The sequence below is a fragment of the Stappia sp. G46H5W genome (assembly GCF_058448995.1).
This window is the reverse complement of the sequence record NZ_JBZFLL010000002.1, coordinates 876800-891622: the sequence shown is the minus strand read 5'-3', so window position 1 is coordinate 891622 and position 14823 is coordinate 876800. Positions and strand designations below refer to the sequence as shown.

The 14823-nt window shown below is 62.7% G+C and carries 14 protein-coding genes; 2 read left to right on the top strand and 12 right to left on the bottom strand.

Annotated elements, in window-relative coordinates; all coding sequences use genetic code 11:
• Nucleotides 1–38: 38 nt before the first annotated feature.
• The 8 genes from recO to rpoZ all read right to left on the bottom strand — a co-directional run bounded on the left by recO (nt 39) and on the right by rpoZ (nt 8501).
• Nucleotides 39–821 carry a DNA repair protein RecO gene (gene recO / locus ACVJ6E_RS09810; protein WP_120268084.1) on the bottom strand — a complete coding sequence of 261 codons (783 nt, stop codon included), beginning with the start codon at nt 819–821 and terminating at the stop codon, nt 39–41.
• Nucleotides 822–1584: 763 nt separating this feature from the next.
• Nucleotides 1585–2499 (bottom strand): GTPase Era, encoded by a 915-nt coding sequence (era, locus tag ACVJ6E_RS09805; RefSeq protein WP_120268387.1) that lies wholly within the window; start codon nt 2497–2499, stop codon nt 1585–1587.
• A 35-nt stretch (nt 2500–2534) separates the two neighbouring features.
• Nucleotides 2535–3251 (bottom strand): ribonuclease III, encoded by a 717-nt coding sequence (gene rnc, locus ACVJ6E_RS09800; protein WP_120268083.1) that lies wholly within the window; start codon nt 3249–3251, stop codon nt 2535–2537.
• Nucleotides 3252–3275: 24 nt separating this feature from the next.
• Nucleotides 3276–4028, bottom strand: a complete 753-nt coding sequence (gene lepB, locus ACVJ6E_RS09795) for a signal peptidase I (RefSeq protein WP_067214747.1) — start codon at nt 4026–4028, stop codon at nt 3276–3278.
• A gap of 225 nt (nt 4029–4253) precedes the next feature.
• Nucleotides 4254–5003: a pyridoxine 5'-phosphate synthase gene (locus ACVJ6E_RS09790; protein WP_120268082.1), complete on the bottom strand. Its 750-nt coding sequence runs from the start codon at nt 5001–5003 to the stop codon at nt 4254–4256.
• A 118-nt stretch (nt 5004–5121) separates the two neighbouring features.
• The gene (locus tag ACVJ6E_RS09785; RefSeq protein ID WP_120268081.1) at nt 5122–5715 is read right to left on the bottom strand and encodes a DUF2062 domain-containing protein; all 594 of its coding nucleotides are present in this window, start codon (nt 5713–5715) and stop codon (nt 5122–5124) included.
• A gap of 49 nt (nt 5716–5764) precedes the next feature.
• On the bottom strand, nt 5765–7978 hold the full coding sequence (locus tag ACVJ6E_RS09780; RefSeq protein WP_120268080.1) for a RelA/SpoT family protein: 2214 nt from the start codon (nt 7976–7978) through the stop codon (nt 5765–5767).
• Nucleotides 7979–8093: 115 nt separating this feature from the next.
• Nucleotides 8094–8501: a DNA-directed RNA polymerase subunit omega gene (gene rpoZ, locus ACVJ6E_RS09775; protein WP_120268079.1), complete on the bottom strand. Its 408-nt coding sequence runs from the start codon at nt 8499–8501 to the stop codon at nt 8094–8096.
• Nucleotides 8502–8954: 453 nt separating this feature from the next.
• Between rpoZ and ACVJ6E_RS09770 the strand changes: the two genes are divergently transcribed.
• Together ACVJ6E_RS09770 and ACVJ6E_RS09765 are read left to right on the top strand one after the other, a co-directional pair.
• Complete coding sequence (locus ACVJ6E_RS09770) at nt 8955–9548, top strand: LabA-like NYN domain-containing protein (protein WP_120268078.1); 594 nt, start codon at nt 8955–8957, stop codon at nt 9546–9548.
• Between the two features lie 7 nt (nt 9549–9555).
• Nucleotides 9556–10212, top strand: a complete 657-nt coding sequence (locus ACVJ6E_RS09765) for a uracil-DNA glycosylase (RefSeq protein WP_491676437.1) — start codon at nt 9556–9558, stop codon at nt 10210–10212.
• A 10-nt stretch (nt 10213–10222) separates the two neighbouring features.
• Here the strand turns inward: ACVJ6E_RS09765 and ACVJ6E_RS09760 are convergent, their stop codons facing one another.
• The 4 genes from ACVJ6E_RS09760 to ACVJ6E_RS09745 form a co-directional block, all read right to left on the bottom strand.
• Nucleotides 10223–10993: an arginyltransferase gene (locus tag ACVJ6E_RS09760; RefSeq protein WP_120268077.1), complete on the bottom strand. Its 771-nt coding sequence runs from the start codon at nt 10991–10993 to the stop codon at nt 10223–10225.
• A gap of 25 nt (nt 10994–11018) precedes the next feature.
• Nucleotides 11019–12854 (bottom strand): SLC13 family permease, encoded by a 1836-nt coding sequence (locus ACVJ6E_RS09755; protein WP_185925069.1) that lies wholly within the window; start codon nt 12852–12854, stop codon nt 11019–11021.
• 160 nt (nt 12855–13014) lie between these two features.
• Entirely contained in the window at nt 13015–13509 is a 495-nt protein-coding gene (locus ACVJ6E_RS09750) for an RDD family protein (protein ID WP_491676436.1), read from the bottom strand.
• Between the two features lie 87 nt (nt 13510–13596).
• Entirely contained in the window at nt 13597–14820 is a 1224-nt protein-coding gene (locus tag ACVJ6E_RS09745) for a threonine ammonia-lyase (protein ID WP_120268075.1), read from the bottom strand.
• Nucleotides 14821–14823 lie beyond the last annotated feature (3 nt).

Sequence of the window (14823 nt, the reverse complement as noted above, 5' to 3'; positions counted from 1 at the left end):
GTCCGAAGCAATGCGCGAGGCGCCGTCAATGGCTGTTTTCAGCCGCTTTCCGCCTCTTGGAGATGGCGCTTGACGGCTTCCACGAACCCGTCGCGCGCCGGCGACATCTGAAGCAAGCGCGGGGCGAGAACATGTCGGTCGAGAAAGTGGCCGGTGAGGCGAAAGGCATCCTCCAGCGCCTTTCGATCCGGAAGCCGGCCTGCAAGCTCGGAAGGCATACTGTCCACGCGCGAGGGGGAGGCTTCTGGTGCAAGAAATGGCGGCAGGGGCAGCAGGCGAGGGGCGTAGGGAAGTCCCGCCTCGCGGCAGACCGCGCGTCCCGATTTCGGCGACACGTAGATCAGGTCATCAATGCGTCCCGTTGCCGCGCATTCCGTCAGGTCCAGCCCGAAGCCGAGTTCGGCAAGGACCTGAAGCTCGAAATGCACCATCAGCGCGCCGGCGACCAGTGGCTCGTGCAGATGGGCGATGATCGCCTCGAGCCCGTCGTGAAGCTGCGGATGCGGATCGCGCTCGGGAAGGAAGTGCAGCAGGGCCGCAAGCGCCTGGATGCCGTAGACGCCGGTCGAGCTGGTCATCAGCTGGGCGGCGCGCAGCTCCAGCGGCTCGATGGCATAGAGGCCGAGGTGATCGTCGAGACGGGCCCGCCAGACGAGGCCGACGCGGTTTCCCGGTTGCAGCGCTGCCTGCATGCGCCGGCTGCGCCCGCCGCGCACGAGGCCCAGATGCCGGCCGCGCTCGCGCGTCATCGCTTCGAGGATCAGGCTGCTTTCGCCGTGTTTCCTCGTCGCCAGGATGATGCCGTCAGCGCTCCATTCCATCTCTGTTGCGGTTCTCGTTGCCGGGGGCAGGGACAGGAGCAAGGATTACCCGAGGCAAACGGGTGATGCAAAGACGGCAAACCGGCAGCGCCGCGAGCGATGCCGACCGGTAGAGGGTATTGCTCGGGTTCCTATTTTTCGTGTGGGAGTTTCATGAACGCGTAAGCACGCATCATCACGTCCCAATAATTCCTCTCCTTCTCACTGCCCCAGAAAGCCAAATGAACAAATCCAAGCCAGCCGTATGTCATCATCAACGAACCAAATGTACCAGATCCATAGAGCAGAAGACGAGATATCTCGGGATTTCGATCCCATGAAGCGTAATTCATCGATTCCAGATTAGATATGCATGATAGTATGAATATATTAATAAGTATTAATCCAAGGGTCATTAAAATCTCGAAGCCATACGGCATGATGAATACGCCGGCGGGTCGGAGAAATCGGCTCGCAAAAAGCGTGATCCAACAAGCAGACGTTATTGCGACGCTCGTAAAGTAGAAAAATTTCAGCGTGGAGGTGTCGGCGTCTCCAAGAAGGCCTTGTGAGATGCCGGATGCCTGATAAATTAGCGCGAATATGGATTTTCCAAAAATTATATTTAATGCTAAGTCAATTATAAATTGTAGCGACAAGTAACAAAATAAGACTTGGATGATCGTTAAAATCAGGCTCTTCGGGGGCTGCGGTTCCATCAGCTGCTCTTTTTACGAGCTCTGAAGGCGTAAACTCCAGAGGCTCGCGATACGGTTCGTATGCTTTACCGGGGGAACTCAAGGCCCATTTCGCGGTAGCGCTCGGGGTCATCCGACCAGTTCTCGCGTACCTTGACGAAAAGGAACAGGTGGACCGGGCAGCCGGCGGCCTCTGCGATCTCGCCCCGGGCGGCCTGCGAAATCGCCTTGATGGTGCGCCCGCCCTGGCCAAGCACGATCATCTTCTGGCTGTCGCGCTCGACATAGATGGTCTGTTCGATGCGGACCGATCCATCCTTGCGCTGCTGCCAGGCTTCGGTTTCCACCGTCGACATGTAGGGCAGTTCCTGGTGCAGGCGCAGGAACAGCTTTTCTCGGGTGATCTCGGCCGCCAGCATCCGCATCGGCAGGTCCGACGCCTGGTCCTCGGGATAGAGCCAGGGCCCCGGCGGAACGCGCTCGGCCAGATCCTCCATCAGGTCGTCGAGGCCCGATCCCGTCACGGCCGATACCATGAAGGTCTTGTCGAACTGGACGATCTCGTTGGCCTTCTGCGCCAGCGCCAGCAGTTTCTCGCGCCTGGTGACGTCGACCTTGTTGAGGATCAGGAGCTTCGGCAGCTTCACGTCCGCAAGCCGCTCCAGGATGCCGGTGACCTGATCGTCGATGCCCTTGCGCGCATCGATCAGCAGGGCGACCACATCAGCCTCGCGCGCGCCGCCCCAGGCCGTGTCGACCATGGCGCGTTCCAGTCGGCGCTTCGGGCGGAAAATGCCCGGCGTGTCGACGAAGATCACCTGCGAAGCCTCGTGCATCGCGATGCCGCGCACGAGGGCGCGCGTGGTCTGGACCTTGTGGGTCACGATGGAGACCTTCACGCCGACAAGGGCGTTGAGCAGGGTCGACTTGCCGGCATTCGGTGCCCCGATCAGCGCAACGAAACCGGCCCTGGTGGCGGTCTCGTTCGTCTCGGGGGGCATGCCGGTGCCCTCGGTCGGGGCCTGGTCGCTGGTGCTCACTTGATATCTGTCTCCGTCCAGACGCCTTCCCGCAGGAGAGCCGTCTCTGCCGCCCGCTGTTCCGCGAGCCGTTTTGATCCGCCGGTGCCTGTCGCCGGCTGGTATCCGTCGATCTCCACCTGCACGGTGAAGCTGGGCGCATGGTCGGGACCGCTGCGCTCCGTCATGATGTAGCGCGGGGCGGCCTTGCCGCGACCTTGCGCCCATTCCTGCAGCATGGTCTTGGCATCGCGCAGCGGCCCGTTGTAGCCGGTCATGCGCGGTCCCCAGTGCTCCTCGATCAGAGTTTGCGCCGCCTCGAGGCCGCCGTCCAGATAGACTGCTGCAATCACCGCCTCGCAGACGTCGGCAAGGATTGCCATCTTGCGCTTGCCGCCGGTCTGCGCTTCGCTCTCACCGAGGCGGATGGCGTCGCCGAGTTTCAGGTCCCTGGCGACTTCCGCGCAGGTTTCCTTGCGCACCAGTTGGTTCAGCCGCCGCGCCAACTCGCCTTCCTCGGCCTTGGGGAAGCTCCGGTGCAGCATGGTGGCGACGGCAAGCCCAAGCACCCGGTCGCCGAGGAACTCCAGCCGCTGATAGCTGGTGGCCGGCCCGCTGCGCGCGGTGGCGCTGCCATGGGTGAGGGCGCGCGTCAGGAGTTCGCTGTTACGAAAATCATGGCCGAGGCGCTTCTGCAGTTGCGCCTCCGCCTTTTTCTGGACATCGGAGGTCATGTTCGGATCTCTAGGCCACCTGGCTCAAAGCAACTTGAACAGCCGGCTGCCGCGAACGGTCCAGGGCCACTTCCAGAACATCCAGGCGGAGGCGTCTTCGTCGACCGAGAAGAACAGCATCTCGGCACGGCCGACGAAATTCTCGAACGGAACGTAGCCGACCGCGGACAGGACGCGGCTGTCGGTCGAGTTGTCGCGGTTGTCGCCCATCATGAAATAGTGTCCCGGCGGGACCTTGTAGACGCCGGTATTGTCCCAGGTGCCCCGGGGCGTCAGGTCGAGCGTGTCATAGGATACGCCGTTCGGCAGCGTCTCGCGGAAACGCGGCACGCGCCGCACGTTGCCGAACTGGTCGGTCGTGATGAAGTCGTCGATCTGCGTGCGCTCGACCGCCGTGCCGTTGATGTGCAGCACGCCGTCGATCATCTGGATTTCATCGCCCGGCAGGCCGATCACCCGCTTGATGTAGTCGACGGACGTGTCTTTCGGCAGCTTGAAGACGGCAACGTCGCCGCGCTCAGGCTCGGCCGCCCAGATGCGGCCCTCGATCGGAACGAGCCCGTAGGGAAACGAATATTGCGAATAGCCGTAGCTGTATTTGGACACGAACAGGTAGTCGCCGACCAGCAACGTATCCATCATCGAGCCGGAGGGGATATTGAACGGCTGGAACAGCAGCGTCCGCACCACCAGGGCCAGCAGAAGCGCCTGTACAAGCACCTTCACTGTCTCGTAAAGGCCGCCTTCCTTGCTCTTGTTTTCGTCGGACACGCTCATTTTTTCCTTCGTGACGGTCACTGTCCGGTGCCGGCCTGCCGGCTGCAGCACTTTTGGCATGCAATCTCGCCCGAGTCGGGCTTCCGCTGAAGACCGTCCAGGTTCGGGGAGAGGATTCCGCCTTGTCTCCAAGGCTTGTACCGGCTCGCCCGAATTGACGCAATGCAAAGGCATTCGTGTTGCGGAGCGATGAACGCGGCGCGAACAAGCCGCACCGGTTGCGGGTCAGTCGCCTCTTGCCTTGTCCATCAGGCGGCGCATCTCGCCGATCGCGGCCTCCAGCCCGATGAAGATTGCTTCCCCGACCAGAAAGTGACCGATGTTGAGTTCGGCAATCTGCGGGATGGCGGCGACGCCTTCGACCGTGTCGAAGGCAAGGCCATGGCCGGCATGAACCTCAAGGCCGATCGATGCGCCGTGCTGAGCCGCCTCGCGGATGCGCACGAGCTCACGTGCAGCGCCCTCCGCATCGCCGTCATTGTGCAGGTCGCAGTACCGGCCGGTATGCAGTTCCACCACAGGTGCGCCCAGTGAGGCGGCAGCATCCAGCTGTGCCTTGTCTGCTTCGATGAACAGCGACACGCGCGTACCGTTGTCGCGAAGTGCGGCAATGATTGGCTTGAGATGGTCATGCTGACCGCGGGCATCGAGCCCACCTTCCGTCGTGCGCTCCTCGCGCTTTTCCGGCACGATGCACGCGGCATGCGGGCGCGCTTCGAGGGCGATCTTCAGCATCTCGTCGGTGGCCGCCATCTCGAAGTTGAGCGGCAGGTCGATCTCGTGGCTGAGCCGGGCGATGTCGTGGTCGGAGATGTGGCGGCGATCCTCGCGCAAATGCGCGGTGATGCCGTCCGCACCGGCCTTGGCCGCAAGATGTGCTGCACGAATGGGGTCGGGGAAGCGGCCGCCGCGGGCGTTGCGGATCGTTGCGACGTGATCGATGTTCACGCCAAGACGCAGGCGCTTGCTGGTCATGAAGAGCTCCCGGGAAGGCCGGCTGGGAGAGCCGGAGGAAGGCGATGGAGCGCCACTATGTGGCTTCGACGTCCAGCCTTCAACGGTAAACCGTCATGCGATGGCGGGCTTGCAAGCCTCACGCGTCGGCGTCGCGAGCAGCTCCCTTTACGGCGCCGGGGAGTTTGCGGGAGGAGAGCTTCTGGCGGCGCGTGCGCTGGTAGGCGCGGACGCTGTAGAACACCAGAAAATAGAAGAATGTCGCCGTGAGCAGGCCGAGGGGGACAGCTCCCACCAGCATCGGCTTGATCAGGGGCAGAAGCGTGTCGAGCGACTTTTCCAGGAAGCCACCGTCCAGATGCTTGTCGATGGCGCGATGGTCGAGCTCCTTTGCCTCGCCGTAGATGATCATGGACCCGACCTTGTAGGTCGAGGCCCAGATGAACGGAAAGGTCAGCGGGTTTCCGACCACGGTGCCGAGCGCTGCCGCCACCATGTTGCCGCCGACGATGAAGGCGATGACAAAGCTGAGCAGGAAGTGAAGACCGATGAAGGGAGTGATCGAGGCGAAAGCGCCGGCGGCAAATCCCATGGCAATGGCGTGCGGGCTCGCAGTCAGCCGCAACACCCGCTTTGAAAAGTAGCGGGCAGAGCGCGCAAAACTGTGGCGAGGCCACACGGCAACGCGCAAACGCTCGAGATGGGTCGGCTTGTCACGGCGTTTGAAAAGCATGCCTGGTCTTCAATTCCTTCTGTCTGCCCGTCGGCAAGGGTGGAGCAGGTCAACCGATCTCGCGCGTCACGCTGGACACATTCGCCTGTGTCCTGAGCTGATTCATGATGCGGTTCAGGTGCTTCAAATCCCATACCTCAAGATCGATAAGGATTTCGTGAAAATCAGCAGCCCGCCGCAGCATTTTCAGATTGTCGATATTGCCACCCAGCTCCGCGATGGCCGCGGCAATGGTGGCAAGTGAACCCGGCTCATTCAGCGCCGACACATTGATCCGGGCCGGGAAGCGCTCGCGCTTGTCTCCGGCCATGTCCCAGCGGACATCCAGCCAGCGGTCCGTCTCGTCCTCGAACGCCTGCAGGGCAGGCGACTGTATCGGATATATGGTGACGCCGACGCCGGGTGTAAGGATGCCGACGATGCGATCTCCCGGCACCGCGCCGCCGTCGGGCGCGAAAGAGACGGGAAGGTCCCCGGACAGGCCGCGAATGGGGAGCGGGCTGGCGCCGTTTCGCGTCTCTTCTCCATCCGGAATGCGGAACTTCATGCCGCTGCCGGCTTCCAGGTCGAACCAGCCGGGCTCGCCCGCCTGAAGCTGGTTGGGCAGGCGGTCGTCCTGATAGTCCGGATGCAGTGCCGAGACGATCTCGTGGGCGCGAATTTCTCCTCGGCCGACCGCGGCCAGCAGGTCTGCAAGGCTGCCATACCCCAACGACGGCAGGGCTCCTTCGAGCCGCTCCTCGCTGAAGGCATGTCCGGCGCGGCGGAAGGCCCGTTCCAGAATATGCTGGCCAAGCGAGCCGTATTGCTGGCGGGCGTTCTCGCGTGTGGCACGGCGAATGGCCGCGCGCGCCTTGCCGGTGACCGCGATCGTTTCCCAGGCCGGAGGCGGGGTCTGCGCCTGGCTGCGGATAATGTCGACTTCGTCGCCGTTCCGAAGCTCGGTAACCAGCGGCATGATCTGGCCGTTGACCTTGGCGCCGACGCAGGTGTTGCCGATGTCCGTGTGAACCGCATAGGCGAAATCGATGGGCGTTGCGCCGCGGGGCAGGGCGATCAGCCTGCCCTTGGGAGTGAAGCAGAACACCTGATCATGGAAGAGTTCGAGCTTGGTGTTCTCCAGGAACTCTTCCGGCGTGTCGCCCTGTGACAGAAGCTCGATGGTGCGGCGCAGCCACTCGTAAGCGCGGCTTTCGTCGTTGAGCTTGTTGATGTTTCGTCCGCCGAGTTCGCCATCCTTGTAGAGCGCATGTGCGGCGATGCCGTACTCGGCGACGCGGTCCATCGCCGTGGTGCGGATCTGCAGTTCCACGCGCTGGCGGCTCGGGCCGACGACCGTCGTGTGGATCGAGCGGTAGTCGTTCTGCTTGGGCGTCGACAGATAGTCCTTGAAGCGGCCGGGCACGGCCGGCCAGGTCGTGTGCACGACGCCCAGGACCCGGTAACAGGCCTCCACGGTCCCGACGACGACGCGGAAGCCGTAGATGTCGGAGAGCTGCTCGAAGGCGATCGACTTCGACTGCATCTTGCGGAAGATCGAATAGGGCCGCTTCTCGCGTCCCTTGACGAGGGCCGCGATCCCGCGCTCCTCCAGCCGCGACATCAGGTCGTGCTCGATGTCGGTGATCAGGCTCTTGTTCTTCTCGCGCAGCGCCGTCAGCCGGTCCGTGATTGTCGCGAACGCATCCGGGTTGAGTGTCCTGAAGGCGATGTCCTCCAGTTCCTCCCGCATGTCGTGCATGCCCATGCGCCCGGCGAGCGGCGCATAGATTTCCATCGTCTCTTCGGCGATCCGCCCGCGCTTGTGCTCCGGCATGTGATGGAGCGTGCGCATGTTGTGCAGGCGGTCCGCAAGCTTCACCAGCAGGACCCGCACATCATCGGCGATGGCGAGCAGCAGCTTGCGGAAGTTCTCCGCCTGCTTGGCTTTCTTGGAGGCCAGATCGAGGCGTTTGATCTTGGTGAGACCGTCGACGAGCTTGCCGATTTCCGGGCCGAACAACCGGTCGATCTCGTCGCGGGTTGCCGTCGTGTCCTCGATCGTGTCGTGGAGCAGGGCAACGGCAACGGTCGCGTCGTCGAGCCGCAGATCGGTCAGGATCGCGGCGACTTCGAGAGGGTGGGAGAAGTAGGGGTCACCCGAGGCGCGCTTCTGGCTGCCATGCTTCTGCATGGCATAGACATAGGCCTTGTTGAGCAGCGCCTCGTCGGCGTTCGGATTGTACCGCTGGACTTTCTCGACCAGCTCGTATTGCCGCATCATTGCGGAAACGCCTCACACATCGGTGCGGCCGGCCGGTGCCGCTGTCCCAGGGGACGCCGCGACAGGACGACCGCACGACGTCGTGCGGCGGCCGGGTGCCGCCGGACGTCTCCGTTCAGATATCGTCCTTGCGCTCCGGCGGAACAAGGCCTTCGAGGCCGCGCAGCAGGTCTTCTTCGGACATGCGGTCGAATTCGACCGAGCTGTCGTCCACCGCGTTGACCTCGGTGCCGCCCTGATTCTGCGAAGACGTGTTCGGAACCATCGGCACGGCATCGGCCTCCGGCTCGTCCACCTCGACATACTTCTGCAGCGAGTGGATCAGATCTTCCTTCAGATCTTCGGGGCTGACGGTCTGTTCGGCGACCTCGCGCAGCGCCACGACAGGGTTCTTGTCGTTGTCGCGATCGATAGTCAGCGGCGAACCGTTCGAGATCATCCGCGCCCGATGGCTCGCAAGCAGCACCAGTTCGAAGCGGTTCTCGACCTTGTCGATGCAGTCTTCGACTGTCACGCGTGCCATGGGTATGCTCCATTTAAACTGTTATCAGCAAGCGGCGATATGTACTGTGTTGCACCGCAAGACGCAAGCCTTGCGCGATGTCACGCTACAGTTTTGTTTTTTAATCACGTTTCTAATTTCGCCATGATTTCCTGTAGACTCCTTCGCGAAAGCTGCCAAAGCTCAGTTGCCGTTGCGTGGTAAAATGGTGTAGGTGGAAATACTCAAAGGCGGTCAAGTGTGCCGCCCAAAGCAAAAACAATGGGATGCTTGCAGGATTGCATCTCTTGGGCACGGAAACCGGATGGAAATCCGGCTTGTAGGTCGATCCGAAAACGGTGTGGAGTGATGCCTTAATCTCATAACGCGGTGGGCGAACCCGTGTTGAGAGGCAACTCTAGATATTTTCCCGGATGGCGTTTTCTTTCCGGGGCCGTCGATCGTCCTGCATTGCAACGAAAGGTATTCTACGAAATGTTCGACCCGCGAGAGAAGGTGGCGTTGTTTATCGATGGCGCCAATTTGTATTCCACTGCGCGCAGCATCGGGTTTGATATCGACTACAAGATGCTTCTTCAGGAATTCCAGAAGACCGGATATCTCCTGAGAGCATATTATTATACCGCACTGATTGAAGATCAGGAATATTCGTCGATTCGTCCTTTGATCGACTGGCTTGATTACAACGGCTATAAGGTTGTGACCAAGCCGGTGAAGGAGTTTGTCGACTCGGCCGGCCGCCGCAAGATCAAGGGCAACATGGACATCGAACTGGCTGTCGATGCCATGGAGATCGTCGAGCATGTCGACCATATCGTGCTGTTCTCCGGCGATGGCGATTTCCGGCCGCTGGTCGAGGCACTGCAGCGCAAGGGACGCAAGGTCAGCGTCGTGTCCACCTTGCAGACCCAGCCGCCGATGATTGCCGATGACCTGCGGCGCCAGGCGGATCACTTCATCGATCTCGCCACGCTGACCAAGAAGGTCGGTCGCGATCCGGCAGAGCGCACGCCGCGTCCTGCTCCGCGTCGCAACGACGTGGAAGAAGACGAAGACGACGATTATTGAGAGGCCGGTGAACGTGCTTCATCTGCCCAACCCGGCAAGGGATTGTCCGTCCTGTCCGCGGCTCGTGGCGTTTCGCGAGACGCACAGGGCGGCGCAGCCGGACTGGTACAACGCACCTGTCCGGACATTCGCGGCTCCTGATCCGCGTCTTCTGATCGTCGGGCTGGCGCCGGGGCTGAGAGGGGCGAACCGTACGGGGCGCCCCTTCACCGGCGACTATGCCGGCGACCTGCTCTACGAGACGCTTGTCGATTTCGGCTTCGCGCGCGGCCAGTACGAAGCCCGCCCCGATGACAGTCTCGAACTGATCGATGCGGCCATCACCAATGCCGTGCGCTGCGTGCCGCCCGAGAACAAGCCGACTGGACCGGAAATCCGGACTTGCCTGCCTTATCTGACGCAGACGATCGAAACGCTGCCTTCGTTGGTCGCGGTGGTGGCTTTAGGCCGCATCGCCCACGATGCGACGCTGTCGGCCCTGGGCATGCGCCGCGCTGCCCATGCCTTCGGACACAATGTCCGGCATGAGCTGAGCCCGCACCTCACGCTATTCGACAGCTATCACTGTTCCCGCTACAACACGAACACGGGCAGGCTTACGCGGGAAATGTTCCGCGATGTCTTCACCGCCGTGCGCGCCCACGTGGACGCCCGCGGATCCTGACGGGCGCCCGTCAGTCGGCCGGATCGTCGTCGGGGGCAGATGCGGGAAACCAGCCGCGCGGGCCCAGGTGGTCCTGCGGCTGGTAGCGGGCCTTGTAGTCCATCTTCGGCGAGCCCTTCACCCAGTATCCAAGATAGACGTAAGGCAGCCCGAGCGCCCGGGCCCGCTCGATGTGATCGAGAATGAGGTGGGTGCCGAGACTGCGGCTCTGCGCTTCCGGGTCGAAGAAGGAATAGACCATCGACAGGCCATCGCTCAGCCGGTCGGTCAGCGCTACGGCGAGCAACGGCCCCGTGCCACGGCCGTTGAGGAACGTGTCGGGGCCGCGCTTTCGATACTCCACCAGCATGGTCTCGACATGCGTGTCCTCGATCATCATCGCGTAATCGAGAACGGTCATGTCCGACATGCCGCCATTGGCATGGCGTGCATCCAGATAGCGGCGGAAGAGGTCATATTGCTGGGAGGAGGGCGCAGGCTCGCTGGTCGAGCCGATGATATCGGCATTGCGCTTCCACAGACGGCGGAACGAGCGGGTCCAGCGAAAATCGTCGACTCGCACCCGGATCGAGATGCAGGCGCGGCAATTTTCGCAGGCTGGCCGATAGGCGATATTCTGGCTCCGCCGGAACCCGCCCTGCGTCAGAACGTCATTCAGCACCTGCGCCCGCGATCCCACAAGATGTGTGAAGACCTTCCGTTCCTGCTTGCCGGGCAGGTAGGGACAGGGCGAGGGCGCCGTCAGATAGAATTGCGGTGTGTCGGTCGGATGTCGCGTCAAGTGCGTCCTTCCCGCTCAGCGCGTCTCAGAGCATCGAGAATCCATAATATATGGGCGCGACAAAAGTGAAAGTCAGCCATAGGAGCAAGGCGAGTGGCGTTCCGGCGACGATGAAGTCCGAAAACCGATAGTGGCCGGGCCCCATCACGATCAGGTTTGTCTGGTAACCGATCGGCGTTGCAAAGGAACAGTTCGCGGCGAAGATCACGCAGGTCACGAAGGCTTCCACCGGCATGCCGCTCTGAACCGCCATGTTCACCGCAATCGGTGTAAACAGGACGGCAGTCGCGTTGTTCGACAGCACGTTGGTCAGCAGCATCACGAGCAGGAAGAGAGCCGAGAGCATGATCATCGGTGGCTGGCCGTCCAGCACCATGACGAGAAGATCAGCGATGGTCTTGGCTCCGCCGGTGACCTCGAGCGAGGTCGCAGCGGCAATCGATGCGCCGATCAGCATGAAGATCCGGCTGTCGACGGCGCGCAGCGCCTGCCGCACGTTGAGGCAGCCGGACATCACCATTGCGAAGGTCGCCGCGATCGATGCGGTAACGATCGGAACGATGCCGGCGGCGCTCACGATCACCATGATGGCAAAGATCGCCAGCGCTCTCGGTGCCAGGCGTCGTGGCGGCAGCTCGGCCGCCGACCAGTCGAGCAGGAGAACGTCGCGGTTCGTCCGCAGCTTCTGGATGGAGGTGGACTGACCCGCCACCAGCAGCACGTCGCCGGGCTCCAGGCGGATCTCGGTCATTGCCATGCGCGGCATGCGGGAGCGGCGCTGCACGCCCATCACCACGCAATCCGTCTCGCTGTGAAAGCCGCTTTGGGCAATCGTGCGGCCGGACAGGCGCGAGGCGGGTGCAACCACCACCTCTGCCAGGGTGAGCGAGCGCTGCGGCGCGGATGTCTCGATGTCCGAGGGCTCGTCGCTTTCCGTCGCCATCAGTGGGCGGCGCTGCGACAGGGCGGTCGTGAGGGCGTTGCGGGTGGCGGCGACGATCACGGTGTCGCCGGGCATCAAGGTGACATTCTCGAACGGTGGCAGGATCGGGCGTTCGCCGCGCTGCACCAGCCGTACGGTCATGTCCTTGAGGGCCGGGAACAGGCCGGCGACAGAGGTGACGCCCTCGAGCGGATGTCCGGCGGTGATGCTGATCTGCGCAATGAACTGCTTGCCGGACGAGACCTGCATTTCCTCGGCCATGGAGCGGCGAGGCTTCAGCAGGAACGGCATGACGAACAGCACGTAGAGAATGCCGACGCTCGCCAGGATGACGCCGATGCCGGTGAAGCTGAAGAAGCCGAGCCGGACGTCGCTCGTACGGGCGGCGACGTCGGCCACCAGAAGGTTCGTGGACGAACCGATCAGCGTCGTCATGCCGCCGAGAATGGCGATGAAGGAGAGCGGCATCAGCAGGCGGCCGGCCGGCTTGCCTTGGGCTGCCGCGACTGCCGACAGGATGGGCAGGAACATCACCACGACGGGGGTATTGTTCAGGAAGCCGCTGATCACCGCCACGGCGATCAGGATCGGCATGGCTGCCAGCACCGGCCGCTTTCGCGTGGCGTCGACGATGATCTTGGCGGGCTTTTCCAGCGCGTCTGTCTGGAACAGGCCCTGGCCGACGATCAGCAGGCAGGTCACGGTGACGAGGGCGGGATTGGCGAAGCCCGAAAGGAGTTCGGACGCGCCGATCGTGACGGACGGGTCAGCCGGCTGGAAAAACGAGAAGATCAGCAGAAAGGCAACGACGGAGCCGAGCGCCACGACCTCCAGCGCGAGGCGTTCCATCGCATACAATACGACGGTGATCACGATCACCACGAAGGTCAGCAGCATCGCGGGATCGGCAAGCAGCATGCGTCGGGCCCATCTCCTCGGTCGGGACGCGCACGGGCGCGTGCGGCGCAGCGTGCGCCATGTGCTTTTTTAACGGGCCGAGGGGCTTAAGCAAAGCGGCAAAGGGGTCATCCACCGCTCGTCGCCTGAAATGGTTTTGCTTGCGGGCAGGAAATTCCGGTCAATCCGTTGCGCGTCCGCGGTTCACGACCGCGACCCCGAGAACGATGTCGTGCAGCAGGCGCTTCTCCGCATTGAAGAAGCTGACCAGAAGAACGAGCGGCGTCAGAAGACTGACGGAGAACCAGAAAAACAACGCGTGGATGGCCGCGATCAGGATATCCGGCCTGCGGCCGTCCAGCATCCGCATCGTCAGCCCCATGGCGCGCATGCCGGGAGTTGCGCTGTGCGGCCCGCCCAGGGTGAAGCCCACATAGGCGAGGGCCACTCCAGGGCCCAGAATAGGAAACAGCAGCCAGCCGAGGCCGAACGTGAACAGGCCGAGAAACAGCAGGAGCAGGCCGCCGGCCAGTGTCAGCGCGATGATGACCGCGGCATCGATCAGAAACGCGACGATCCGGTTGGTCCGCACGCTGTCGAACAGGCGCGGGTCGAGCCCGTGTGTGCTGCGTGCCTCGTTCATCTCGTCGATGCCCTGTGCGTTCCGGTCCTGCATGCGCTCGTTGCTCCTTGCTGACATTGCAGGTGGTGACGATCACTGTCCATGTCAAATGCCGCAGGAAACGTGCCAAGCAACGCCGTGTCAGATGCGCGATTCTCCAAGATCGAGCGTGCGCACCGAGTGTCCGGCCTTTTCCAGCGCGGACAGGATCTTGCCCGCGTGGTCGGTGTCGTAGGTCTCCATCGTGACGTCCAGCGTCGTGCCCTTGGCCGGCACGTTGAGAAACAGCCGATGGTGGGAAACCTCCAGGATGTTGCCGCCAAGCCGGCCGATAAGTGTCGAGATCTCGCCGAGGATGCCCGGCCGATCTGCGGTAGTGATGCGAATCGACAAGAGCCGTCCCTCGCGCGCGAGCTCGCGCACCATGATCGAGGAGAGCAGCCGAGGGTCGATATTGCCACCGCACAGCACGAGGCCGACGCGTTTTCCCGTAAACCGATCCGGATAGGCGAGGAGGGCGGCGAGGCCGGCAGCGCCCGCGCCCTCCGCCATCGTCTTCTGCCGGGTCAGATAGGCGTTGACTGCACGCTCCAGCGTGGCTTCGTCGACGAGCAGAATGTCGTCCACGGTCTCGCGAACGATCTCAAGCGTCAGGCGCCCGACATTCTTGACGGCGATGCCCTCGGCAAGGGTCGCCCCGCCGCAGGTGACGGCTTCTCCGCGCAAGGCCCCGATCATCGAAGGGTAAAGCGCTGCCTCGACCCCGACGATCTCGATGCTGGGTTTTCGCGCCTTCGCCGCGACTGCCATGCCGGAGATCAGTCCGCCGCCACCGACAGGAACGACGAGACAGTCGAGGTCGGGCTGGTCGTCTAGCATTTCCAGCGCGATCGTTCCCTGACCGGAAATGATCGCGGCATCGTCATAAGGATGGACCCAGACGAGGCCGTCTTCTTCGGCAAGGCGTTCGGCCTCGGCCTGCGCATCGGCCAGAACCTCGCCTGCCAGCACCACGCGCGCCCCATAGCTGCGCGTTGCGGCCACCTTCACGAAAGGAGTTGGCTCCGGCATCACGATGGTGGCGGGAATGCCGAGGCGGGCGGCGTGATAGGCGACGGCCTGTGCGTGATTGCCGGCCGACATGGCGATGACACCTCGCCTGCGTTCGCTCTCCGAGAGCGACGACAGCTTCACCAGGGCGCCGCGCTCCTTGAACGCATTGGTGACCTGTAGGTTCTCGTATTTGACGAAGACCTCGGCGCCCGTCAGCTGGGACAGTTTCGGGGCGGGCAAGCACGGGGTCCGCATTACCGCCCCCTCGATAAGCGTTGCGGCCTGGGTGATCGTATCGAGGGAAACCTGCATCGG

Coding starts and splice junctions, on each gene's coding strand:
- recO (WP_120268084.1), bottom strand. CDS start 821: ATGGAATGGAGCGCTGACGGCATCATCCTGGCGACGAGGAAACACGGC.
- era (WP_120268387.1), bottom strand. CDS start 2,499: ATGCCCCCCGAGACGAACGAGACCGCCACCAGGGCCGGTTTCGTTGCG.
- rnc (WP_120268083.1), bottom strand. CDS start 3,251: ATGACCTCCGATGTCCAGAAAAAGGCGGAGGCGCAACTGCAGAAGCGC.
- lepB (WP_067214747.1), bottom strand. CDS start 4,028: ATGAGCGTGTCCGACGAAAACAAGAGCAAGGAAGGCGGCCTTTACGAG.
- ACVJ6E_RS09790 (WP_120268082.1), bottom strand. CDS start 5,003: ATGACCAGCAAGCGCCTGCGTCTTGGCGTGAACATCGATCACGTCGCA.
- ACVJ6E_RS09785 (WP_120268081.1), bottom strand. CDS start 5,715: ATGCTTTTCAAACGCCGTGACAAGCCGACCCATCTCGAGCGTTTGCGC.
- ACVJ6E_RS09780 (WP_120268080.1), bottom strand. CDS start 7,978: ATGATGCGGCAATACGAGCTGGTCGAGAAAGTCCAGCGGTACAATCCG.
- rpoZ (WP_120268079.1), bottom strand. CDS start 8,501: ATGGCACGCGTGACAGTCGAAGACTGCATCGACAAGGTCGAGAACCGC.
- ACVJ6E_RS09770 (WP_120268078.1), top strand. CDS start 8,955: ATGTTCGACCCGCGAGAGAAGGTGGCGTTGTTTATCGATGGCGCCAAT.
- ACVJ6E_RS09755 (WP_185925069.1), bottom strand. CDS start 12,854: ATGCTGCTTGCCGATCCCGCGATGCTGCTGACCTTCGTGGTGATCGTG.
- ACVJ6E_RS09750 (WP_491676436.1), bottom strand. CDS start 13,509: ATGCAGGACCGGAACGCACAGGGCATCGACGAGATGAACGAGGCACGC.
- ACVJ6E_RS09745 (WP_120268075.1), bottom strand. CDS start 14,820: ATGCAGGTTTCCCTCGATACGATCACCCAGGCCGCAACGCTTATCGAG.